Genomic DNA, 23,019 nt, shown 5'->3' on the forward strand with positions numbered 1-23,019 from the left:
TGATTCAGTCCTTGAGGGTGGTGTTCTATGCCAAGATCGTGGCGAATGGGTTGCGTTCTTGCGCGATCAAAGTGATATTTTGGGCAATCTGAAGCCAACATTTTCGATTCTTGTAGCTCTGAATGCCAATGCACCTCGACTCCATTGACCGCGCCATCCTGCGCACGCTTCAACGCGAGGCGAAAATCCAGAACATCGAACTCGCGGATCGTGTCGGTCTGTCTCCGTCGCCGTGTCTTCGACGCGTCCGCCTTCTGGAAGAAGCGGGTGTGATCGAGGGTTACTCCGCGCGGGTGAGTGCGCAGAAGGTGGGCTATGACCTGACCTGTATCGACCCAGCTGAATCTGCTCAGGTTAAGCCGCTAATCTGAATGCCTCGGCAGGCGTGCGCATGGCAAGAGCCTGATGAGGGCGGCGGTCGTTGTAGAAGGCAATCCAGTCACCGATGACGCGCATCGCGTGCTGGATGCTGTCGAAACGATTTCGATGCACGCATTGCTCCTTCAATGTCCGGATGAAGCGTTCAACCATGCCGTTCTGTTGCGGGCAGTGTGGCGTGATGAACTCCTGCTTCAGCCCGTAGCTGCGGACAATCTTCGTGAAGTGGTGGCTGGTGAAGACCAAACCATTGTCCGAGCGTAGAAGGAACGCCTCCTCGACCTTGCCCAGAGTGCCGAACCTGGCGATCAAGGCATGCTCCAAGGCAGCGCTGGCGGTCGTGGCCTTGCCGGATTTTGACAGGTGCCAGCCCAACAGCTCGCGGGTGTGGCAATCGATCACCAACGCCAGAGAGGCCCAGCCGTCCTTGCCGGTCCAGATGCGGGCAAGATCGGTTGACCAACGTTCGTTCGGCGCCGCGGCAACCGACGGCACGGCCTGAATACGGGGGCGCATGCCCACGGCGCGCTTGCGAACCTGCCAGCCCTTGATCTGAAAGATCCGCTGCACCGTGTTCTTGTTGAAGCCCAGGAGCCAGGCGACCGTGCGATAACCGAAGGACGGTTCCTCCTCGATCATCTTCTTGATCGGCTCGGCGAAGCGGGGATCGACCTTCGGCGCGGCTTTCACCGGCTTGTAATAGACCGTCCGCCTCGGAATGCCGAACCAAGCGCAGAGCTTTGTGATCGACACCACGACGCCCTCTGCCAGGAGGCCCTGCTGAATGCGACGGATCAATTCCCGTCCTGCGCATCCAACAGGGCCTGGAGCTTTTTTCGCGCCCGCAGCTCCAGCATCGCCTCGCCGTAGGCCTCCTGAAGGTCCCGGAGCTGCTTCTCGTATTGCTCGCGGATGTCGAGGGGGTTGGCCCGCAGCGAGTTCTCCATGCCGCGCTTGGCATCATCGACCCAGCCCTCGATCTCGGAGGGTGTGAGGTCGAACGACCGGCTCGCTTCCGACACGGTGGTCTTGCCTTGAATGATCTCGATGACGAGCGCCGTCTTTCGCTTCGCCGTCCACCGTTTGATGCTGTCTTCCATCGTCTTACTCATGGCTACGTTCTCCATTGTAGCATGAGCAGGATTTCAGTGGGTCGATACAACCCAGCGCTACAGCGAGATCAGCAACATTCGAGCGTATAGTCCTTTGAATCTGCGTTTTCTGACCCGGCGCGTTGTAGGCCGATCCCCACAGTTCAAGCTTCCCCGCGAGCCGCTCCTCGGGAAACGTCATGTTGCCCAGGTTCTTGATAGCTTGGCCGACCGAGACATGAAAGGAACTGGCGCCGAGAGACAGTTCGCCGTGTTTCGCATGATAAAAGGAAATCTGCGTGAGCCCCGCGCTCTCAGTAATGCCTATGAAATCTGCCCATTCGTCGCCGAGATCGTCGCAAAGCAGAATTGGATCGGCTTCGGCAATGTGATCGACAATCGCCCCGAAGCTCGATGTGGCATCGAACGCAGTGTGTGCTGCGGTGAACGCACCTTTTTCGCTGGTGACCGCCGCTAGCGACACGCTTGCGGTGAAGTGCCGCAGGAAAGACTCACCACCGTCCAAAAGCGTCTCGTCCCGAAAGACCTGTCCATCGATGTAAGCCAACCGTACATCGTCAAAGAGAACAATAAGCGCATCGATTTCATCCAGAAGCTCGCGCAGTTTCTGGCGGTCTCCTTCTTCATTCGGATTTTCGCTGGCTCTTTCCACGTAGATGTCAGATGCAGGAAGCACGGATAGGGACCTAAGGGCAATGCGGTTCTTATTTAGGCTGATCGATGCGGCCTGCTCGCCCGTCGCAGGGTCGCGAACAGTCCTTACTCGCTCATCCCCTTCAATGTTCAGAGGTCGATCGAGCTGTTCCATCAATTCCGTCAGCTCACCAGCAGAGAGTTCTACTGCCGTATCGCCTTGTAGACGGATTAGCCGGATGTCTGGTTCATCACTGCCCATTGCATCTCGCAGCTTGTTCGTATCAATCGCCATGGTTTGGGGGGTGGACGCCACCAACGCTTCTTTCAAGGAGACCGGTCTGGCAAACGATCTAATGAATGGCGAGACGTCCGCATTATCCTCAAGAAGTGCATCGATAACACTCTTGGCGAAAGTCACGGCGCCAGGAAGATCGGCGCGTGCTGAGCGAATGCCGATGCGGCCGGTGCTCGGTGTCGCTGTGCTCAGCGTTCCGTTCGCAACAACGCTGTAGGTGCGAGGTGCATATCGCCTACTTCCTGCCGGCCCAACGACATTGGCGAGGTTCTGCGCTTCGAGGGTCTTTGACCGCATCGCGTGAGGCGAGATGGACATGTTGCGCATCGTCATGCGCTGGAAAATCGCATCCGCCCCAGCTATAGCGCCTTCGACACGCGTCGTCGCAATCGCCGAAAAATGGTTCGTCTTGAATGACGACGGGAGGCTCAATCGAGAAGACAGTACCGCCGCATGACCCTGATACTCGATCAGCAAGAGAAATCCGCAAAGGCTCTCCCTGATCGCAGTCGTATCCTCAAGAAACGAAGGTGAGCTTTCGTACTTGAAGCACAACGCAGACCACCGAACGCCGTTGTGCTGCTTGCGCGTATGCTTAAACTCGTTATTCCCCTTAGCGCCGTGAATGGCGCGCAGAGTAACAAACAAATCTTCTACGGATTTGTCTGACAGTTTCTTTCGTATCGAATAAAAACTGGCAGACGTCGCGACGGAGAGGTCGTTTATCATCTCAATATCCTTAAACACAGCATGCATAGCGTGCTGCAGTCCCCGTGGAGTCGAATCCTTTAGCGTGATTGTACGATGCTTGAGCAATCGGTTGGCGCCGTGGCGCGTCAGCCTTCGCCAACTTGGCTCTCGTCATTGCCGCTCAATTAGACTCATAGCTAAGGTCTCTCACAGTGAAGCAGTCTCATCTAGACGCCGGATCAAGCGACCATCAAATTTTATAAGCTGACACTGCTTGTTACGAAGAGCCGCCTCTACGGATTCCAACCGTTCGCTGGTCGCAATAAGAACCTGGGCGCCCTTGCTAGCCACGCGTGCTGCCTCCGAGAACAGGCCGGCGACGCTCAATTCAGCGGCTTCCTGCTGGCGCGGTTCGTCCATCACCAAGATATGCGGATGGTTGGTGTCGCTACTCATGGCCACGTCCAGCAACCCTAGCTGATATGCCCATTTCAGTCTGATCGTGTCGCTTGCCGAAAGCTCGAAGCCGATTTCAAAACCTTCCTTTTCCGGGCGATAAGTGTCCTGTGAGACGGTCAATGCTATCGGGTTAAAGGTATTGAATTGGTATGCGGCAAGCTGGCGACGGATGGATGCTTCCAGCTTGGTTAGTTTGCTTTTGTCAGACGCGCTCAACCGATCATCCGGAAGATCTGCCTTGTCTTTGAGTAGTTCTGTCCACGTTTCGGCATAATCACGCAGTCGGACAATCTGCTGCTCGAAACGGGCTCGTGTACTGTTCAGCAACTCCACTCGGTGTTCGATGCGCAGTTTTTCTTCAATGAACGAGGCCGAGACCGCGTGGGACGGCGCGATCAAATCCGTCTTCAATGCCCGCAATCGGGTCGTCTTTTGGCGAAGCTCTTCGCCAGTGGTAAGCAGCTCGAGGTCCAAGCCATGGATCGCCTCCACCGAGCGGTCGGCAAGGCGCTCGAAAGTTTTTCGCTGGGCGTCGATATATTCAATGTTTTCATCAAGCGTCATGACCGCCTCGATGGTTCCTTGCGGCAAGAGAACATCGTCGAGCAGTTGGTCGCATGTCGGACAATGATGTGGGCTAAGGTCTCGGCCTAGGGTTGATCCAAGGGTTTGTAGCTTCTTGGCGTCTTTGTGCTTCTGCAGGTCTTCCTTCAGGTGCGTGATGCGTCGCTGTGTTGACACCTGCTGAATCGTCTCGGCCTGACGCTCTCGGAACAACTCGTTTCGGACTCCGTTCAGCTGCTGGATCTCGCGGTTAAGCTGATCTGCTGCCTGACGAGCTTCCTCTGCCATGCCTTCTACTTCGGGAATGGCCTGATCTTGAAGTTCGGCCAGTTCCTCCCTGAGCGAAGCTAGATGTTGATCCAGGTTTGACCAAGTTCCCGCAACCAAGACTTGGAGGAACGAGGCACTTACTTCATCTGCCATCGAAGTTGGTGTTTTCGGCAGACCGAGAACCCGCAATCCTGCCGTGCCCGCTGTTGTTTCGATGGAGACAACGGTCTTCGACCATTCTTGGCGCAAAGCGTTGATCTTGAGATCCAGATCCTGACGTTTTAGCTCGATCTCGTGGGTATCGAAACCCATCAGGTACTCGACGCTGCGGCGGTGTACGTCTCGTATCTGAAATTGGGTCGGAATAGCGGCGGGGATCGTTGTCCAACCGATTTTCTGCTCGACGAAGAAAAGTGGAAACAGCGTCTCGACGTAAAGCAGGCAATCCTTGCCATCGTAGCGCTTCACTGTGGGCAGATCCCAACCCATGAAGTGGGCGAGCATATGATGAAACCCAAGCTCACGCTGGGCTGCGCCGGGATCGTGAACGAAGTAGTCCTTACGCTCATATTGCCCGCCTGCGGTGAGCTGCGGCCCTTTAGCAACCTGAACCAGTTTCTTGTCGGTGGCGGCTGTTACAAAGCGTTTGATAGTTATCCGCTCCCCCGCAGCATTCTCGATTTCGACCGCCACATAGGATTCAATGATGGGATATTCCTGCTCAGTGTAAGGATCCTCCACATGCGTGCGCATAGTGTATGATAGAGGAATACGATCCCTCTTTGGACTGAGCATTTGCTCGAGACCTAGCGCGTAGAGAACAGCATGCAGTGCTGTCGACTTTCCAGATGTGTTTGGCGCGTGCAGGACGGTGAAGCCACCTTTGAGACCAATGTCGGCGCCATAGAGTCCAGCCGACGTATTCGCGCGCAGCCGGATGTGCCGAACAGACAATGTCATCAGAAGTCCTCCATCTTCATGATGTGTTCAACAACCTGCTCAGTTGCCAGCTTGCCAACTGTCTGCAAGAAATCGAACTCCACCGCCAGAACCCCTTCTTTCTGGAGAACCGCGGCCGCCTTATTCCCCAACTCAGTGAGCTGAAATTGCTTTCCACTGGACGACACGTAGCCGTTAGCGATTGCGAACGCGGCAGCACGATTGATCCATGGCTCAACACGGATCGAAAGATCCTTGGCTTCTCTGGTGCGCGCAAGAACATCGCGTGTGAGTTGGCGCGATGCCGCCGTTCGGCTCAAATGCGCCAAGAAATGAACCTTCTGCAAGCTGCATCTCTGTGATCTGGAAGAGGCTAGAAGCAGCAACAAAAGAGACTGGCCCCAGCCAATCCGCATATCGCCGGCCACTGGTGCTGGGCGCTCCGTAACGGTGAAATTTCCCGAGTATAGGTCGCGCAATGTGTCAATGTTGGCCATCTCAATCCAGCCTCAATGGGCAGCGCATGAGCCATTCACTCACGGAGCCGAAGCACACGGTTTCAGCCAAGCCGGGATCCAGATTTGGGACTGCTTCAATCAGTTTGGCTTTAAGGTCATTGATCTCGGAGTCAAGTCGGTCGCCTCCACTGCCACCTGCGCCACCTCTGAGGCGGCGAAGGCGTTCGGCCTTGAGCCGTTCAACATGCTCGTAGGCTTCTGGCGCAATCTGGCGCAGAGCTTCAATGGCGTTGCCTGATTCCATGGAAGCGCGTAGCGCCTCGTTGATGGCGTCGTCCATTGCCGTTGTGTCAGCAATTCGAGCTGCTAGCTTTCGCCTCAAATTGCCTTCCAGTGAACTATCGGTCTTGGCGAGATGCTCTATCTGTTCGAGTGTGACAGCATCGAAACTGGGACGGATTCTGGCTCGCATGGCGTTACGACGGGCGATAGATTCCGGGTCGAACGCGGTCAGGTCATGCACGAGTATTTGGAATTCTGCGTCAGCATGGGCTAGCCTCTTCAGACGGACGTCTTCGGTCTTCCTGTTGGCGTGTGCTACAACTTCCCGGCTATCGTGGTTCGGCACAACTAGTATCCAGCGTTTGACCTTTTGGGTGCCCAAGACCATGGCGGCCCCTTTCTCAGGGTCGCAGAACTTACCGATGTCAGTGGTGATCTTGTCGCGCTGTTTTTCGGCTCTGGTGGGGACGTCGATGGGCTCTTCGCAGGCGTAGCATTGATATACAATGCTTTTGCTGACGCAAAAGTAGTCGATCCCACAGTCGCCCTTGTGCTTGGCAGGTACCGGCTGGATGTTCTCTGGCCCGTGCATGTCCTGAAGAAGCCGAAAAACGTGGTTCTCCCAATCTTTTCCGTCCCAGAATTCAATAACGCTATGCATAGAATCGTGGCCTCACCCGACGTGTCATCCGTTCTCGTTTTGGATCGAGAGATGATTGCTCATAATCACAAATCGCTGCAAGCCTTACGCACGCGAACGACCGCTCTTCCAAGATTGCTGCGACCGCCATGCTGCACTACGGTCAGGCGGCTTTCCGCCCATCGCGTCCTACGACGTGCGCAGGTGGCACACAGGTCTACCAAGATCGGCACCGCCGATCACTCTATCCGCGATAGGCCCGGAGGCGCATCCGCGCCGTGCCGAGCCCTCGGAAAGTGAGGCCGAAGCCTCACCCGAAGGGATCGTATTCCGAGACGATCACGACCTCGTCGCCGTCGATTTCATCGGCGGGGACGGCGCCGAAGGTTCCATCCCCTGCCTGGAAGACGACGATCGAGACCATGAGCGTGGCGGCGAGGGAGGCGGCGAAGGCGTGAGCATCTTTGCGGGACATATGTTTGGCTCCTGTCTTGGAGGCGGGGGACCATCCCCCGCGCGACAGGACCCCGCAGGCCCGAAGACTGGCTGACATCACCGGGTGCGTTCGGCTCGCCCGAATCCACCCGGCGGCACGGGCTCGCCCGTAGTCCGACCCCTCGCGGGTTGATCTCGAAGACGGGATTCGGGGCAAGGAAGGGAATGGCGAGCGGGGGATGGTCCCCTGACGACTGGAGCCGGTTGTCTCGCTGATGCCTGGAACGCCGCCAGCCTCCCGGGAAGCCTCTTGGTTGATAGCCTTTGTACTGGGGGATGGATCCTTTGGTGCCCCGCGGCATCGCGGGACGAGATTGATGTGGTCGGTGAAGGGCCCGCCCATGGGTAGGCCCCTCACGCATTGTCAGGGCTCAGGCGGCTAGGTCTGCGCCCCCTGCCCCATCGCCGCCCTCGGCATCGACGATCTCGAGCCGCGCGTTACGAAAGCCTTCCCGTGCGATCCAAAGCTCGGCCGCGGTGACGGACTCTGCCAGATGCAGCAGTTCAGTGTTGCCCCCGAAGTCGAGGAGCACACGCACCTGCCCGGCCTTCGGTACCTCGGCCACCTCGAAGATCAGACGGCTGTCCGCCGAATGGCTGCGCATGATGGTTACGAGGATCACCCCGTCCGAAGAAAAGTTCCCTTCATGCAGCGTGAAGGAAGCTGGAGCGGTCCAGGTCGGATAAGCCCTCGGCGGTTCCTTCTTTACAAGGCGACCGACCCCGTTCGAGCGCTCCCAGGCCGCCAGCTTCTTGGTGAAACGTGCCGGCGGCTTGGGACTGCCGTCGGTGTAGCGGATCAGCGCCCCCAGAGGGGCTATGTCGATGATGGTTGTTGCAGACATGATTCCTCATCCCGAATGCGAGTGTTCGCATTCATCATATTGATATTGCTGTATTTTGTGTGGGTGAGGGCGGATTTCCCCGCCCCCGGATGGATCAGATCACTCTGCGGCCAGCATCGACGCGGCGGTCTCCGGCAGATCGGCCGTCAGGAAAGCCGGGAGATCGATGTCGTCGGGCGCGCTCTCGTCCTCCCCCTGCCCTTCCGAGAGATCCTCACCGTCGTCCACCGCCAGATCGGTCCGGCGCAGGACCTCGGGCAACCAACCGCTGCCCTTGAGAAGCCGCTCGGCCTCCGTGGCCATCTCGCCCTTCTTGAGGTGATCGAGAAGCTGCGCAGTCCCCTCGCCTTTCGCCTCGCGCACGGCTTCGAGGATCCGGGCCTTCGGCACACGGTTGAGATAGCCATCGACCGTCGGCTCCCAGCCCGCCTCGACCATGTCTAGATCCACCGCGCGGGCCACGAGGTCGGCATGCGCCATGCGACGAGTCAGACTGCTGGCGGAGATGCCACCACCATAGGGGTTCACCTTCTCATGGAGCGCGTTGATCCCGAAGCTGAGGCAATGTGCCAGCAGCGCCAGACGGCTGCCTTGGTCGAGAACGGACAGATAGTCCCAGAGGGCGGCATCATCGCCGAGAGGCAGATCGGCCTCCCAGGCGGCATGACGTTCGTCGACCAGCTTTGCGACGACGCTGTCTTTCAGATCGGGCGCCTGGGCCGACATGTAGACGTGACGTACGGAGGCTTCGAGGCAGCTGCCCGTGGCAGAGGAGGTGCGGAAGGTATCCGTCACCAGCTTCAGGAGTAGGAGTGTGAGAGCCACGTCGGGAGACCGCCCCACAGCCTCGCGCAGCGCGAGGGTCCGATGGGCGGTCAGTTCCATGACCAGCCGCTCGGGAAGCGGCTTCAGCGCCCCGTCGTCTTCCTCGTCGGATGCGTCCGCGCCGATCGGGTGACCACCCGAGGTGATGACGATACCCCCAGCGGAGGTCGCCGACGGGTTCCAGTTGGAAACACCGACATCACCCCCCTGCCCCATGGCATCCGCGCAATCACCATCCTGGACCGCGGTCTCCTCGCGCGGCTCGTCCTCGGGCCGGACATAGCCGCGATAGATCGCAAGGCTGCCGTCCCGATCCAGCGTGACGAAGACGCCCGCCCGCGCAACCTCGGCCGGATCGTAGATCAGCGGCCGCTGTTCGAGTGCCTCCATCGCGATCTCGAGTGCCCCAAGCCGGGCATCGATCTCCTCGGGATATTCGTCTTGGCCGGAGTATTCTTCCTCCAGCGCGCGATATTCGGCGAGGAGCGTCGCATGGGCCGCGCTTTCCTCATCGGTCATCGGCGCGGGCTCACCAGAGAGACGCCGCAGGCCATGGCTGTAGCCATAGGGCAGGTCGGTCGCGACCTCGATCCACTTCCAACCCTCAGAGGCCAGCGCCTCGGCTTCGGCCTGAAGTTTCTCGGAGACCAGCCGGTCGAGCAGGGCAGGGTCCTCGAGCCAGCCACCGTCATCGCCCTGAAAGAGATCGCGCAGCACGACACCACCTGCGGCCTCATAGGCATCGACACCGACGAAGACCGCGCGGCGATCTGAGGCCCGGACCGAGGTCTCCGTGAGCATGCGCCGGATGGCATAGGGCTCCTTGTTCCACGAGTTCTTCACCGCATCCCAGACCTGCGCCTGACGCGCGTGATCCGGGTTCACGGTGAAGGCCATCAGCTGTTCCAGCGTCATGCCGTCCTCGGCATAGACCTCGAGCAGGGCAGGGGCCACGGAGGCGAGTTTCAGGCGCTGCTTGACGATCTGCGGCGTCACGAAGAAGGCCGCCGCGATCGCTTCCTCGCCCTGACCCTTTTCGCGCAGGGCCTGGAACGCACGGAACTGGTCGAGCGGATGCAAAGCCACACGCTGCATGTTCTCGGCCAGCGAGTCGTCCTCAGCCAAAATCTCGGAGGCGGCATCCCGCACGATGCAGGGGATCGGGGCGGTTTTCGCCAGTCGCTTCTGCTTCACCAGAAGCGACAGCGCCTGGAAGCGACGGCCACCGGCCGGGATTTCGAACATGCCGGTCTCGACCCCGTCCGTATCGAGCGTGGGCCGGACGTTGAGGCTCTGCAGGAGCCCGCGCCGCGCGATGTCCTCGGCCAGTTCCTCGACCGAAACACCCGCCTTGATGCGTCGCACGTTGGACTGGCTCAGCACGAGCTTGTTGAAGGGGATGTCCCGCGACGGGGACAGGGTGATGTTCTGGGCTGCTTTCGCCATCAGATCTTCTCCACGACGGGCGTCGGAAGCCACTCTCCCGATCTCACTTCCCGTCACCCCTCAAACCCCCAACCTTTCCCTCTCTTCGTCGGTCTTGACCGCGGTCAAGACGTGTAAGCTGCATGCTCTATGCGCGCAGGATCGTTTCAAAGTATGCCTCGGGCTGCCTGATCGCTTCGCCTTTCCCCAACAGGTAGTCCAAGATCAGCAAAAGCCGTCCAGCCCCAGCTTTCTGAAGACCACGCATCAGTTTTTCTTGGCGTATTCTAAGCAATCGACCGATGTCGAAGAGAACGCGGTTGAGGGCTTCGCCTGTTCGTGGCGGATCTGGGAAGAAGTCCGCGACATGCGAAAAGTCCGTCCACGCCATTTTTGCAGGGTCCCGGTTCATGGTCGCTGTCCCAATGCTTTGGGGAGCGTTGGTCTTCATTACGTGCGTGTCTTTCTTTATATGTTCTTTTTTTACAGACTCTATCTGCCGGTCATTTTGTCCGTTCCTGGCGGACATTTCGCTCGCGCATTCACGTCCGAGGGTTTGGTCTTGCGATTGCTCTCGGTCCGCACGGGTGTTTGAATCGTGGCACTCTCCATAGCTCGGCTTGGCGTTGGCTCCGAGCTCACGGAGACCAGCGATGATTTGCAAGACTGTGTCGGCAGTCAGGGTTGCTCGACGAAGCAAGTTTCGGATCGTTTCCAGTGAAGCCCGCCGTGCGTCATGGAGCTGTTCGTCCTGTAGGAGGGACGCGCGCAGCGCCAGTGCTTCTGCCTTGAGGGAGCGCAGGCGTTCACGCTCTTCCGTGACCTCCGATGCTCTGGCCGCAAGAGCGTCGTGGCTCTGCATTAACGGACCCAAGTCGATCCCAAACGCATCCCTGATGATCCCTCCGTAGCGGAGAGGGAAGCGTTTCCCGTTCGCTGAACTCTTTCGCTGGATGAGTCCGGCAGCCTCAAGGCGCCCGAGGCAGCGGCGAAGCGTTCTTTCATCAATGCCGTTTGCGCGCTCTGATAAGGAGGCGTTGGAAGGAAACACAACGGTCAGCTTGCACTGTATTTCACCAGAGTTGGGGCTCTGATCGCGCGGAAGAAAGCTGATGAGCGCTGTCAGTACGGTGACGTCGTTGCTCGTGAGGTTCAGGTCTTTCCGAAGAACCCGCACCGGCCCCAGAAGCTCGTAGGGGTTAGGGCAGGCAATAGCTGCCTGTTCCGCCAAGGCGGTTCGTGCTTGAGTGACATGTCTCATGGTGTTTCGGAAGAAAAAGCTTCCCCGGTCACCGCGAGCGGTGTTGAACTCGATTCGTTTTGGGGGTATCAATCAGGTGTCGAGACTGATTGAGGCCCTTCGGAAGCACCGCTTTCGGGGGGTCTTTCCTTTTCTAGCCGTTCCTCCTTTCGTTTTCTGCTCGTTGCTCTTGATGTCTTGACCGCGGTCAAGACACGGGGTCGTCACTTTGGGCCGTCTTGACCGCGGTCAAGAAGCTCTCCGATCAGCTTTCGGACCGCCTCTTCGACGCGTGGGGCAAGATTAGCGTCCACATCGATAGTGATGCGATTGCCTTTGCGGCCGATCTTTACGCGCTCACCTGGCTCAGCCTTGGGCGGAGTTGTCTTGGTGGCCGTGAGTAGCGTAACCGCTGCGTCAAGCCGCTCTGGGCCAGGCAAGCTACGGGGGATTTCGTGGGCGACTTCCTTGGCTCTCGAGACGTCCTTCTCGCACAGCCTGAAAAGCTTCTCCCAGACCCGCCGACCAACGCCATGTGCTGGTCCGATGGCCTGGATCAGCTCCATCGGAATGCCCGTCGCGATACGGTTCATCCGAGAGACGAGAGACTCATCGATCTGGAGTGCCCGATAGGCGATGGTCTGGGCGTTCTTGCGCGTCTCTTCTGTTTTCCCAAGTTCTCGAATGATGCCGGCGACGAACAAAGCCCTCTCGATGAACGAGGGGTCTTGGCGGGCATTGTTCTCCACGCCTTGGGCGATCAGTGCTTCCTCTTCGGTCATTTCCATGACCGTGGCCCGCACCTTCTGACCAAGCTCACGACAGGCGAGAAGCCTGCGGCGCCCATAGACGATTTCAAGTGCGCCATCCTGGGTTCGGCGGACAAGAATGGGAACCTTTTGCCCATGCTCCCGGATCGAGGACACAAGTTCCTCGAGGCCATCGCTCGGATCGATACGGTCCATGACCGCGGACATCCGCACGGCGCTCGGGTCGATCAGGCGCGTGGCGTGTTTGTCTTCCTCGAGCACGGATGCTTGCGCACGAGCGACTGTCGGGCTCGTACGTTTCAGATCAAGATCCACGTCCTCTTCTGCAGTCGCGGCATTGCCCATCGCGTTCTTGAGGGAATCTCCGAAGACCTTACGCGCCATGGCTACGCCCCCATGCCTTTAGGATTTCGCGTTCGACTTCGTCGGTCACGCGTGAAACGGACTCGATAGCACGCTCGTATGTTCTGCGGTTCACGTCGCGAGGTTCGACCTCAAAGATGCTCTGCTGGGTGTTTGCGGCATCACCTACCGCCGTCGACTTAAGGAACTCGGCAGGGAGGACTGCATCGCCAAGGACCGTGCGAAGCAGAGAAGAGATCTGGACCTGTGGACCGTCGGTGTTCTCGTAGCGGGTGATCAGCACCCGCACGAAGTTTAGACCGTGTTCGGGAGCATGCGCCTCGACGACGCCCATCAGGTTGCTTGCCATACCGAGGAAGCTTGCCAGAGACATGACATCAAGCATGGACGCGTTGAGCGGGATCAGGACTCCGGTGGAAGCAAAGAGGGCAGAGATCACCGAGAAGTTCAGCTGCGGCGGGGTGTCGAAGATCACCACGTCATATCTGTCTAGGACAGGCTCAAGTGCTTCGCGGATCCGGCTGTGGAACGTGGTGGCTCCGTGCCTGAAGCTCAAAGCGACCTCAAACTCATACTCCATGATGTCCATGGAGGCGGGGATAAGGTCGACCGTCGGGAAGTTCGTTTTGCGAATGATTTCGGAGGCGGGCAGGGGACCTTCCGACCGGATCAGATCGTAGGAGGTCGGCATGTCCGGATCGAGTTCAGGAGTCACCCCAAACAGGTTTGTCAGACTTGCCTGGCTGTCGAGGTCGATAAGCAGGACCCGATAGCCGCGAAGGCCCAGTAGCTGACCAACATGAGCGACCGTCGACGTTTTTGCGGACCCGCCCTTCAGGTTGAAGATTGTCACGACCTGGCACGGTTCGCCGGCTCTTCTGTGAGGGTGCTCATCGGGCTTAATCCTGCCCGTCTCAAGAAGGACGCGTTGGGCCTCGACCATTTCCTCGGCAGAGAAACTGCGGCGGTTGCCACCCTCGAGTATACCTTCGGGAAAGCCTTCGAGGTTTGACACATGGTGGCGGAAGGTGTTCTGGTTGAGCCGTAGGAGATCTGCCGCTTCCCGCATCGCGAAGCGGCGGAGACCCTTCTGGGCATCCGGTGGAAAAGTCTCCTGAGCATGTTCTCGCAACCGGCTACCAAGCCGCTTGGACATGACATCGAATCTTTGAGAGGCTCGTATCCCGCTCATCACTGCCCTCAAGTCTTTATTGTTTTGTAGACCTTAACAGTTTTGGTAAGTAAATCCAGCCCAAACCGTTGAACGGCGTATGCGCGTTGAAGGGGCTGATTTCTGACGAGAGAAAACCGTTAAGTATCAGTGCGTTAGGCGGCCTTGTTCGCAGCGTACTTCAACAGCTCGTGGGTCGTGGCGTCGTGGCCACAACATGTATTGTGGACGCCTACGGACTGCAGATCATAAGAATCGCATGGCGATTCCCGCGACTTCAATCAAGCAGCCCCAGCCTCTCGGCTCGCTCCAACAACATCTTCACGGATGACGGCTGCCAGCTGGTCCGCCCACGCGGCGTCCGCTCCCGCATTTTCTCGAGCCGGTTGCAGATTTCTTGCAGCGTAATCTCCGGGTTTGCGCCCTTGATGCCGGCAACGATGGCCGGCAAACGGTCGTCGGTATCGCGGCGACCGGCACGGCCCAACACGGTTTCGTCCAAGAACCCATCCCGCACATACGCGTTCACAGCGCGGAGCAATCGGCTTTGTGTCCACTGACGTTCATGGGGCAGGGGAGCGTTGATGATGCGCAGCACGTCCTCCCAGGCCATGTCGGGCCGCAGGCGACGAACGTGCGGTACCCAGTCCTGTGCCGTCTCGTTCAGGCGATCCATGTAACCGTCTTGCCTCGCCAGCCGCACTTTGCGAAGCGCCGCGGGATCGCGGGCGCGCAGTCCAGGGTTGCCGCCAATCCGACCCTTGCTGCGCGCCGAGGCCAGCCCCGCCTTGGTGCGTTCGCGGATCAGGGCGCGCTCGAACTCGGCCGCGGCGCCGAGAACTTGCAGGGTGAACTTGCCCTGCGGCGAGGACGTGTCGATCGGATCGGTCAGCGAGCGAAAAAAGGCACCTTTCGCCTCCAGCCGCTCGATGACCTCGAGCAGATGCGACAGCGATCGCGCCAGACGATCAATGCGCACGACGACCAGCGTATCGCCCTTGCCAATCCGCTCGAGCACGCGGGCCAGCACGGGCCGTGCACGGTTGCCGCCCGAGGCCTGCTCTTCGTGGATCTCGACGCAGCCCGCGGATTTCAGGGCCTGCGACTGGGGCAGGGGGGTCTGCTCGTCGGTGGACACGCGCGCATAGCCGATCAAGGGCATGGAAAAGGGCCGTTTGCAGTTTCAGATATCGCTAATAAACGACCGTTTGTAAACGAATGCAAGCAGGTGCTCTCTCGTCGTGCTCGTCTAAAAACCCTTGGTTTTCTCGTGCTGAGCGCGATCTGAGAGGTTCCACCGGCAGTCGCGCGCACACTATATAAAGAGCAAAGGCAACCGCCACAAAATCACTTGGGTAATGTGCAAAAGAACAGTATTTTGCACATATGAAGGACCAAGCATCCGTGTTAACTGATGATTTCAATGACCCCCTCATCACCATCGAGGAGGATGAAGAGGCTCACGAAGAGGATCTCTGGTTCCTGCCTGGGCCATCCGAGGAAGAACCGGATGATTTGCTTCCCGGGCCACAGGCGGAACCGCCAGACACTGCTGTCATCGATGACTGGGCAAAGGCAGAAGGCGTTCACGCTGCGCGACTGGCAAGAGTGGCTGGACGCTTAGGAGCTCTGGATGATCGGCTGCTGCGTGGCCCGGAAGGCTGGCGGCATCGGCTCGCTCTTCTCGAGGCGGCGGATCTTAGCTGGTTCGCAGGGGATCGGGTGAGTTCTGATCGTCTGGCGCTCTGGGTGTCGATGCGGCTCTCAGGAGCACAGGATGACCCAAATGCACTGGCAAGAGTTGGATGGGCCGTTCGACGCCTGACAGGCGGTCCCGGACCCATGGCTGACTTGGCTGCCTTCCTGGATCGCCGCGATCCCGAGAACATCGAAGACAGCGCTGAGCGTTTCGAGGATCGCGCGGGCGGATGGCTAGACGTAATGATAACTGCCGCCGATCTCCATCCAATCACCCGGGCTTGCATGGGCTTTCATCTCTGGAGCCTGGCAGGCCTCGGACAACACGGCGACCAGATCGAAGCCGCCGTCACCGCATCCAGGATCGCTGCCGGCGATCAAAAGGGTGCCATTTTCGCACCGCTCGCCATGGGCGGGGCAGGGGGGCTGCGCGTCTCGGGCTCGCCAGCCGAACGCTTGGCCCGTTGGTTGGATGGGATGAGCAGCGCAATTCTGACGGCGATGCGAACACTTGACGATATTGAAGCGTGGACCGGTCGGGCAACAAACGTCATGGCGCAATTGTCTGGCCGCACGCCGGTTGCCTTGCGAAGAACTTTCTCTCAGTGGCCATTGGTCTCCGCCCCAATGGCTGAGGCCATGACCGGAGCCAGTCGCGCAGCCGTTCAGCGCAATCTGGCGTGGATGGAGGCAAGCGGCTTGATCCGCGAAGTGACAGGGCAGGGGCGGTACCGAATGTGGAAAGCGACAGACTGACCTATCGCCCAGTAATGGATGATGGCGATTCAGACTGACTTTCAAAGAGTTACTTGGCGGCGTGTGCAGATCATATTCATTTTTTGAATGCACTCTTTCGTGGTCTGTCACGTGATTTTCTGCCAAATGCGTTCAGCTGCAGCACATTTGGCGTCGCGTTCGACGCTGTTTTTCTACCCCTGCGACCGGTCAAAGCTCGCCCAAATTCTGGATCGGAATGATTGTCCGCTAGGTAATTTCCATTGGTCTCCTTTAATTCCAGCTGTTTCTGTTTCTTGAGGGGGCGAGGTGGGTCAGCGACCTTCTAGAACGGCAGCATTGACCCGTTTCCTCGGCCGAATATCCTCGAGCGCTGCATAGAATGCGGGCAACACCAAAAGGATCAGAACCGTTGCTGCTAGCAAGCCGAAGACGACTGAAATTACGAGTGGCTTGAGTGTTTGAGCCTGGGTCGAGGATTCCAGCAGCAAGGGTGCCATGCCCATGATCGTCGTCGAGACCGAGACGAAGATGGGACGGAACCGCGATCTCACAGCTTCACCTGCGGCCAGCGCAGCTGACAGTCCCTCGGCGCGGCGGGTGTTGATGACGCCGACCAGCAGGATCGCGTTGTTCACCACAATGCCCGCGAGCGACGCCGCGCCCACCAGAGACGGCATGGAGATGTTGTAGCCCATCAGGACATGACCCCAGATGACGCCCAGGAACGCCAGCGGGATGGTGATCATCACGATCAGCGGCTCCACATAGCTGCGGAACTGGAAGCTGAGGACGATGTAGATGCCCACCAGTCCGATCAGGAACCCGCGTAGGATCGAGACGACGGTTTCCGCCGAATTCGCGGCCTGCCCACCGATCTCGAAGATCAGGCCGGGGGTGGCAGCCGCGAGGTCCGGCAGAAAGCCCTCGGCCAGCCGGGCGGTGATCGCGTCGGCATTGCCGATGCGGCCGTCCACATCGGCCGCGACGGTCAGCGTACGCAACCCGTTGCGGCGCGTGATGGTTCCCCACCCACGTGCTTCGGTGACGGTGGCGATGCTCGACAACGGCACGGTGCCGCCACCGGGCAGCGCGATCTCGAAAAGGTTCAGGTCAGCGCGGTTGGCGCGGTCCTCATCGGCAAGCCGCAGCTCGATTTCCCAGGCCAGATCGCCGCGCCGGATTTCCGCAAGCTGTGTGCCGAGAAAGGCCGCGCGAAGTTGGCTTGCCACATCCGTTGCGGTCAGCCCCAGCGCCTCGGCCCCCGGCGACAGGCTCAGCCGCAATTCGGGCGCGCCCGGGCGCAAATCGAGGATCGCGTTGCGCACACCGGCATAGGTTTCAAGCTCCGCCAGCGTGGCGCGCCCCGCCGCCTCCAGCGTGGCGAGGTCGGGGTGGCTCAGGCGCAATTCCACCGCGATGCCCTGCGGGCCGATCCCCGGCTCGGTCAGGATCAACGAGGACACACCGGGCAGAGTGCCGATTTCCGCGCGCCAGAGCGTGACGATTTCGTCCAACGTGCTGCTGCGTGTCTCGGCGCCGAGCAGGTCCACCGCGACGGTGGCGACATGGGCACCGGCCTCGCCCGCCGAGAGGTTGCGGCCCAGCCGGGTGATGCGGCGGATCACCAGCGGTTGTGCCTCGGGCTGGTCTGGGGTGAGGCGGGCGTTGACCCGGTCCAGTGCCGCCTCGACCTGCGCGACCGCCTCGGTCGTGCGCGACAGCGGGGTGCCCGCGGGCAGCATCAGCCGCGCCTCGAGCACGTCGCCGTCGATTTCGGGCATCGCCTCACGTTTGACGACACCGCTGCCCAAGGCGCCAACGGTCAAGATCAGCGCCCCGATCGCCAGCCCTGCGACCAGCCAGCGCGCCTTGATCGCGGTATCGGCCATTCGGCCCATGCCTTCGCGCAAGGCGCCGAACCCTGCATCAAAGCGGATCCGAAAGCGCGACGGCTTGGTTTCCTTCATCCCGCCTTTGAGGTGGTGCGGGAGGATCAGGAAGGCTTCGATCAATGACGCAAACAATGCGGCTAACAGGACAATAGGCAGAACTTCGAGGACGGCGCCCAGTTCGCCTGCAAGGAAGGCCAAGGGCAGGAACACGGCAAGCGTCGTGAGAAAGGATGAGATCACGCCTGGCGCCACGGTCGCGACCCCGGCAGCCACGGTCTCGACAGTCGCGCCCTTGGCGGCGTGTACCGCGATGGAATCCGCGATCACGATGGAATCATCCATCACGATCCCGATCGCCATCAGAAGCGCGACCAGCGTCATCATGTTCAGGCTGAGCCCGGTCAGCCCCATCCAGACAAACGCCCCGGCAAAAGCCACGGGCAGGCCCATCGCAGCCCAGATTGCGAAACCGGGGCGGAAGAACAGACTCATCACGACGACGACCAGCACAAGCCCGATGACGCCGTTCTGTACCAGCATCACCAGCCGGTCGCGAATGATGGAGGTGACATCCTGCACCACCTCCACCGTGATCGCGCCCGGTAGGCGGGCGGTTTCCTCGGCTACCAGCGCGGCGACGCCGTCGAGCACCCGCAGCGCGTCGGCATCGAGTGCCTTCGCCACATCGATCACGATGGCCGGGGTGCCATCGACAAAGGCGCGGTCATGCGGCGGCTCAAAGCGTTCTTCGATCATCGCCACGTCGCCCAAGGTCAGCGTCGCGCCGTTCGGCAGCACCAGCACGGGGATTGTGGCCAGCGCCGTCACCGTGTCGCGTTCGGCGGTGAAACGCAGGGTCAGGTCCGCGCCCGACCCCTCCAGCGTGCCGGCGGGCAGGTCGATGTTCTGCGCGGCGATGGCGGCGGTCAATGCGGCAGGCGTCAGCCCGTGGCTGTCAAGCGCGGCGCGGTCTGCCGTGATGGACAGCGTCCGGACGCCCAGTCCCCCGCGAGTTACACCGGCAACGCCCGGCAAGGCGGCGAGACGGTCCGACAGCGCGTCGGCGTAAAGATCCAACTCGCCCAGCGGTAGATCGCCCGATATGGCGACCGAAGTGACCGGATCGGAGCGGTGCAATTCACGGACGACAGCCGGATCGGCGCGGTCCGGGAAGGTGTCGATGGCCGAAACCTCGGTGCGCAAGGAATTGACGAAGCGCAGCGCGTCATTGCCGGGCGCCATGGTCGCAACGGCGCGCGCGCGGCCGGTCTGAGCGGAGCAGGTGAAGGTTTCCAGCCCCTCGACACCCTGCACGCCATCCCAGAGCGGCGCGCAGATGGCGGTTTCGACATCTTCGGCGGCAGCACCCCTATCGGGCACGGTGATCTCGGCCTCGACCGCGCGGAAATCGGGAAATGTCTCGCGCAAGAGACCGGGTGCTGCAAAAACGCCCGCTGCAAGGAACAACAGAAGCAGCAGGTTTCCCGCCGTCGGGTGGCCGGTGAACCAGCGTATCATGGCCGGACCTCAACCGGGGTGAGGGCCATGCCGGGGATGGCCGGAGCGATATCGTCGATCACCACGCGGTCGCCCGGCGACAGCCCCGCCGCGATGACGACGCGGCCATCCTGCGCGAAGACGGCGGTGACGGGGCGCAATTCCAGCAGATCACCGGGGCCGAGGATCCGCACCATGCCGATGTGCAACGCGGCCTCGGGGATCGCGATGACGCCGGCGAGGGAAGCGCCCGAAAAGGCAAGCTGCACCTGCATGTTGGGCACCAGCGGCAGGCGGCGGGGCGGGTCGGCGCCCTCATAGGGGTCGTCAACCCTGACCACGACCGGCACGGTGCGCGCACGGGCATCCAGAGCGCCCTCGATCCCGACAACGCGGGCGGTCCATACTTGGGTCGGGTCCGACAGAGGGCTGAGCGTCACCTCGATTTGCGTGGCGGGCAGGTCGCGCATCATGTCAGCAAGGGTAATGCCTTCAGGCGCATCGCCCAGAAGGCGGCGAAAGCTGTCTATCGGCAGATGCGCAACGACCTCGGCCGCCGCGATCCCGTCGGCACGGATCACCACCTGACCGGGGGCGACGGTCTGAAACAGCTCTGCATTGACCTCGGTCACCCGCAGGTCGAACGGCGTCGTCAGGGTCGTGCGGTCGAGCGAGCGGCGCGCCCGGTCGATGGCGGCCTCGCTTCGCGCGACCTGTGCCGCGATCCGCGCCTCGCGGGAGGGGATCAGCGCCATCGTGTTTTCCAGTTCCGCCACCGTGCGGCGGGCCAGAAGGGTCGCGCGCTCGGCCTCGTCGGCGCGCGATTGCGGAACGGCGCCTTGCGCGACGAGTGTGCGCGTGCGTTCCAGATCGGTCTCGGTCAGGGCCAGCCGGTTCTGTTCCAGCGAAAGGATGCGCCGTGTGTTGTCCGCCTCTGCCGTAAGCTGCACGCGCTCGGCCTCCAGCACCGCGAGGTCGGCCTGCGATTGCGCCAGCGCCAGCTCGTAGTCGGCGGGGTCGGTCCTCAGCACTCCCGTCCCCGCCGGGATCAGGCGACCGGGCTCAAGGTCCGGATGGCGCCAGATCACCTCGCCCTGCACCTCGGCCACGGCGACCCAGGTCTCCGCCGCGCGCAGGCTGCCCCAAGCGGTCGCGGCGGGCTGAATATCCTGCGTCGCGACCGTCAGCACCCGAACGGGCAGCGCGGGCGCGTCGCCCCCGACCTGCGCGGGGCCGGGGGCAGACGCGATCATCCAGACCGCCGCGGCAATGCCGAGCGCGATGGGTGGCAGCGCCAGGAGCGGGGCGAGGCGCATGGGTTCAGCCCTGCGCCCGGCGCATCCGCGCCAGCGTGTCGTCGCGCAGGATGAACTGGTGGTAGAGCGCGCCAATCACATGCAGCGCAACCAGCGCCAGCAGGATGATCTTCATCACGTTATGCCCCTGCGCCGCGGCCTCGACCCCGCCGAACCACGCGACAGACCCGCTGAGTGGCATAAGGATCATCAGCGCGTAAAGCCCGACATGGGTGAGCTTCGCGAGAATGCCTTGTACCTTGCTGGCCTCGATCGCCGGGGGCACGCCGCGCCTGGCGCGCAGGGTCAACCGCCACAGCGCGAAGATCATCACCAGCGCGCCGCCCGCCACATGGGCCAGCACGAGCGGGTCGAACCCAGCCTCCAGCCCATCGGTGATGCGGTCCCATGCGGCCGACATCGCGTCCTTGAAAAGATATTGCTGCGCGATCAGTGCGAAGATGAGCCAATGCAGCGCGATCTGAAGGCGGGAATAGCCGGTGGGGGCGGTCTTGGCGGGCATGGCTAGGATCCTTTCGGTCAGGGTGCGCGACTCGGGATAGAGGTTGCGGTTGTCAACAGTATATGTTAGTGATTTATAACTAACAAGAGGTGAGACATGTCGGGCCGTCAAAGTGCTGAAGAGAGAAAGGCGCAAATCGTGGCCGAGGTTTTGCGACTGGCCGACGAGATCGGACCCGACCGGCTGAGCACCACAGATGTCGCGCGTGCCATCGGCCTAAGTCAGCCTGCGATTTTCCGGCATTTCCCCACCAAGGGCGCGCTCTGGCTGGCGGTGGCCGAGGATATCGCTGACCGGTTGCAGAGTTGCTGGGCTGCGGCCGAGGCCGAGGCCGGGGCCACCGGGCCGCACGAACGCCTGAAAGCGCTAATCGGTGCGCAACTGTCAGCCATATCCGAGACGCCAGCCCTGCCATCGATCCTGTTCTCGCGCGAGTTGCAGGTGGACAATCAAGCCCTGCGCGACGTGTTCCGGGGGCTTCTGGGCGCGTTTCAGGGCCGTCTTGTCGCCGCGATCCGGGAACTTCAGGCGGCGGGTCACCTGCGCCGGGACGTCGGCCCGGAGGATGTCGCCATCCTGTTGACGTCGCTGGTGCAGGGCGTTGCGATCCGCTGGACGCTTGGCGCGCGGGGCTTTGTGCTCGTGCCTGAGGGGTTGCGGCTGTTTGACGTGCAGATGGAACTTCTACGCGCAAAGGAGGGCGCTTGCGATGCCTAGAACCAGTCTGACGCTCCGCATTGCGGGCGGTGTTGCGATTGCCTTTGGCGTGCTGACCATTTTCTCTGGTGGCCGAACATTGCTCGGATCAGCCGACATGGGGGCGGTCGTACCCTTCGTGCTGTGGTTCAACACGCTGGCCGGCCTTGCCTATTTCGTCGCGGGCCTTGGCCTTTGGCAGGGGCGGCAATGGGCATGGCCCCTATCGTTCGCAATCTTCGCCGCAACGCTGTTGGTCTTTGCTGCCTTCGGTCTGCACGTCGCACGGGGCGGAGCCTTCGAGATGCGGACCGTTTTCGCCATGGCCCTGCGCGGCGCGGTCTGGGGCTGGATCGCGTGGGTGGCGCGTCAGGCGTTTTCCGGTCGGTAAACGCAATCGGCCAGGGTGCTGCGGTTGAGGTCGGCGACAAACGCCGCCTCGGCATGGGCTAGCCGCGCTTTCAACCGACATTGCGGGGTCAGGGTGCAGCTGTTGGTGCCGACCGCGAAGCATTCCACCAGAGCCTGATCGGCTTCAAGCAACGCCACCACATCGCCCAGGCGAATGTCCTCGGGCGCGCGGGCAAGCATGGCGCCGCCGCCGCCGCCGCGCCGGGTCTCCAGAAGACCTGCCGCGGCAAGTGCCGAGATCACCTTGGCCAGATGGTTGCGGGAGACACGGAATTCATCGGCGAGTTCCGACGTGGTGAAGGCCCGGTCGGGTGCGCCCGCCATCCGCATCAGAACGCGCAGGCCGTAATCGGTGAAGGAGGTGAGGCGCAAGGTCGCGATCCTGATTTGGTAGTTGAAATGCGCATTCACG

General features: G+C 61.0%; 20 protein-coding genes and 1 pseudogene. 4 read left to right on the plus strand and 17 right to left on the minus strand.

Features of this window, described 5'->3' with window-relative positions; translation table 11 throughout:
- Positions 1-128: 128 nt before the first annotated feature.
- Positions 129-326: pseudogene (locus RPE78_RS18535) on the plus strand (Lrp/AsnC family transcriptional regulator); the annotation flags it as partial.
- A gap of 28 nt (positions 327-354) precedes the next feature.
- Here the strand turns inward: RPE78_RS18535 and RPE78_RS18540 are convergent.
- From RPE78_RS18540 to RPE78_RS18600, 13 genes are all read right to left on the minus strand, one after another.
- Positions 355-1,176, minus strand: a complete 822-nt coding sequence (locus RPE78_RS18540) for an IS3 family transposase (protein WP_330628037.1) — start codon at positions 1,174-1,176, stop codon at positions 355-357.
- Entirely contained in the window at positions 1,173-1,490 is a 318-nt protein-coding gene (locus RPE78_RS18545; protein ID WP_330628101.1) for a DUF1153 domain-containing protein, read from the minus strand. Before RPE78_RS18545 ends, RPE78_RS18540 begins: the two co-directional genes overlap by 4 nt.
- The gene (locus tag RPE78_RS18550) at positions 1,483-3,150 is read right to left on the minus strand and encodes a hypothetical protein (RefSeq protein ID WP_406721741.1); all 1,668 of its coding nucleotides are present in this window, start codon (positions 3,148-3,150) and stop codon (positions 1,483-1,485) included. Before RPE78_RS18550 ends, RPE78_RS18545 begins: the two co-directional genes overlap by 8 nt.
- Positions 3,151-3,318: 168 nt before the next feature.
- Positions 3,319-5,364: a hypothetical protein gene (locus RPE78_RS18555; protein WP_330628039.1), complete on the minus strand. Its 2,046-nt coding sequence runs from the start codon at positions 5,362-5,364 to the stop codon at positions 3,319-3,321.
- Positions 5,364-5,690, minus strand: coding sequence for a hypothetical protein (locus RPE78_RS18560; RefSeq protein WP_406721742.1), 327 nt, complete (start codon positions 5,688-5,690; stop codon positions 5,364-5,366). The genes RPE78_RS18555 and RPE78_RS18560 overlap by 1 nt, the downstream gene beginning before the upstream one ends.
- Positions 5,691-5,841: 151 nt before the next feature.
- Positions 5,842-6,744 carry a hypothetical protein gene (locus RPE78_RS18565; RefSeq protein WP_330628041.1) on the minus strand — a complete coding sequence of 301 codons (903 nt, stop codon included), beginning with the start codon at positions 6,742-6,744 and terminating at the stop codon, positions 5,842-5,844.
- 289 nt (positions 6,745-7,033) lie between these two features.
- Entirely contained in the window at positions 7,034-7,198 is a 165-nt protein-coding gene (locus tag RPE78_RS18570; protein ID WP_007803240.1) for a hypothetical protein, read from the minus strand.
- A gap of 391 nt (positions 7,199-7,589) precedes the next feature.
- The gene (locus tag RPE78_RS18575; RefSeq protein ID WP_330628042.1) at positions 7,590-8,063 is read right to left on the minus strand and encodes a hypothetical protein; all 474 of its coding nucleotides are present in this window, start codon (positions 8,061-8,063) and stop codon (positions 7,590-7,592) included.
- A gap of 99 nt (positions 8,064-8,162) precedes the next feature.
- A complete protein-coding gene (locus RPE78_RS18580) occupies positions 8,163-10,334 on the minus strand; it encodes a ParB N-terminal domain-containing protein (protein ID WP_330628043.1) in 2,172 nt (723 codons plus the stop codon).
- 127 nt (positions 10,335-10,461) lie between these two features.
- Positions 10,462-11,574, minus strand: a complete 1,113-nt coding sequence (locus RPE78_RS18585) for a helix-turn-helix domain-containing protein (protein WP_330628044.1) — start codon at positions 11,572-11,574, stop codon at positions 10,462-10,464.
- A 203-nt stretch (positions 11,575-11,777) separates the two neighbouring features.
- Entirely contained in the window at positions 11,778-12,707 is a 930-nt protein-coding gene (locus RPE78_RS18590; RefSeq protein WP_227428669.1) for a ParB/RepB/Spo0J family partition protein, read from the minus strand.
- Complete coding sequence (gene repA, locus RPE78_RS18595) at positions 12,697-13,842, minus strand: plasmid partitioning protein RepA (protein WP_250045552.1); 1,146 nt, start codon at positions 13,840-13,842, stop codon at positions 12,697-12,699. Before repA ends, RPE78_RS18590 begins: the two co-directional genes overlap by 11 nt.
- A gap of 292 nt (positions 13,843-14,134) precedes the next feature.
- On the minus strand, positions 14,135-15,019 hold the full coding sequence (locus RPE78_RS18600; protein ID WP_330628046.1) for a recombinase family protein: 885 nt from the start codon (positions 15,017-15,019) through the stop codon (positions 14,135-14,137).
- Between the two features lie 224 nt (positions 15,020-15,243).
- Between RPE78_RS18600 and RPE78_RS18605 the strand changes: the two genes are divergently transcribed.
- Positions 15,244-16,311: a hypothetical protein gene (locus tag RPE78_RS18605; protein ID WP_330628047.1), complete on the plus strand. Its 1,068-nt coding sequence runs from the start codon at positions 15,244-15,246 to the stop codon at positions 16,309-16,311.
- Positions 16,312-16,604: 293 nt separating this feature from the next.
- Here the strand turns inward: RPE78_RS18605 and RPE78_RS18610 are convergent, their stop codons facing one another.
- From RPE78_RS18610 to RPE78_RS18620, 3 genes are all read right to left on the minus strand, one after another.
- Positions 16,605-19,703 carry an efflux RND transporter permease subunit gene (locus tag RPE78_RS18610; protein ID WP_330628048.1) on the minus strand — a complete coding sequence of 1,033 codons (3,099 nt, stop codon included), beginning with the start codon at positions 19,701-19,703 and terminating at the stop codon, positions 16,605-16,607.
- Entirely contained in the window at positions 19,700-20,935 is a 1,236-nt protein-coding gene (locus RPE78_RS18615) for an efflux RND transporter periplasmic adaptor subunit (protein WP_406721743.1), read from the minus strand. Before RPE78_RS18615 ends, RPE78_RS18610 begins: the two co-directional genes overlap by 4 nt.
- 67 nt (positions 20,936-21,002) lie before the next feature.
- The gene (locus RPE78_RS18620; RefSeq protein ID WP_284482190.1) at positions 21,003-21,500 is read right to left on the minus strand and encodes a cytochrome b; all 498 of its coding nucleotides are present in this window, start codon (positions 21,498-21,500) and stop codon (positions 21,003-21,005) included.
- 96 nt (positions 21,501-21,596) lie between these two features.
- Between RPE78_RS18620 and RPE78_RS18625 the strand changes: the two genes are divergently transcribed.
- On the plus strand, positions 21,597-22,217 hold the full coding sequence (locus RPE78_RS18625; RefSeq protein ID WP_330628050.1) for a TetR/AcrR family transcriptional regulator: 621 nt from the start codon (positions 21,597-21,599) through the stop codon (positions 22,215-22,217).
- Entirely contained in the window at positions 22,210-22,587 is a 378-nt protein-coding gene (locus RPE78_RS18630) for a hypothetical protein (RefSeq protein WP_330628051.1), read from the plus strand. Before RPE78_RS18625 ends, RPE78_RS18630 begins: the two co-directional genes overlap by 8 nt.
- Here RPE78_RS18630 and RPE78_RS18635 read toward each other — a convergent pair.
- Complete coding sequence (locus RPE78_RS18635; protein WP_123644105.1) at positions 22,566-22,979, minus strand: Rrf2 family transcriptional regulator; 414 nt, start codon at positions 22,977-22,979, stop codon at positions 22,566-22,568. The two genes, RPE78_RS18630 and RPE78_RS18635, sit on opposite strands and share 22 nt — an antisense overlap.
- Between the last annotated feature and the right edge of the window lie 40 nt (positions 22,980-23,019).

The organism is Thioclava litoralis, assembly GCF_045278885.1.
GTDB lineage: Bacteria > Pseudomonadota > Alphaproteobacteria > Rhodobacterales > Rhodobacteraceae > Thioclava > Thioclava litoralis.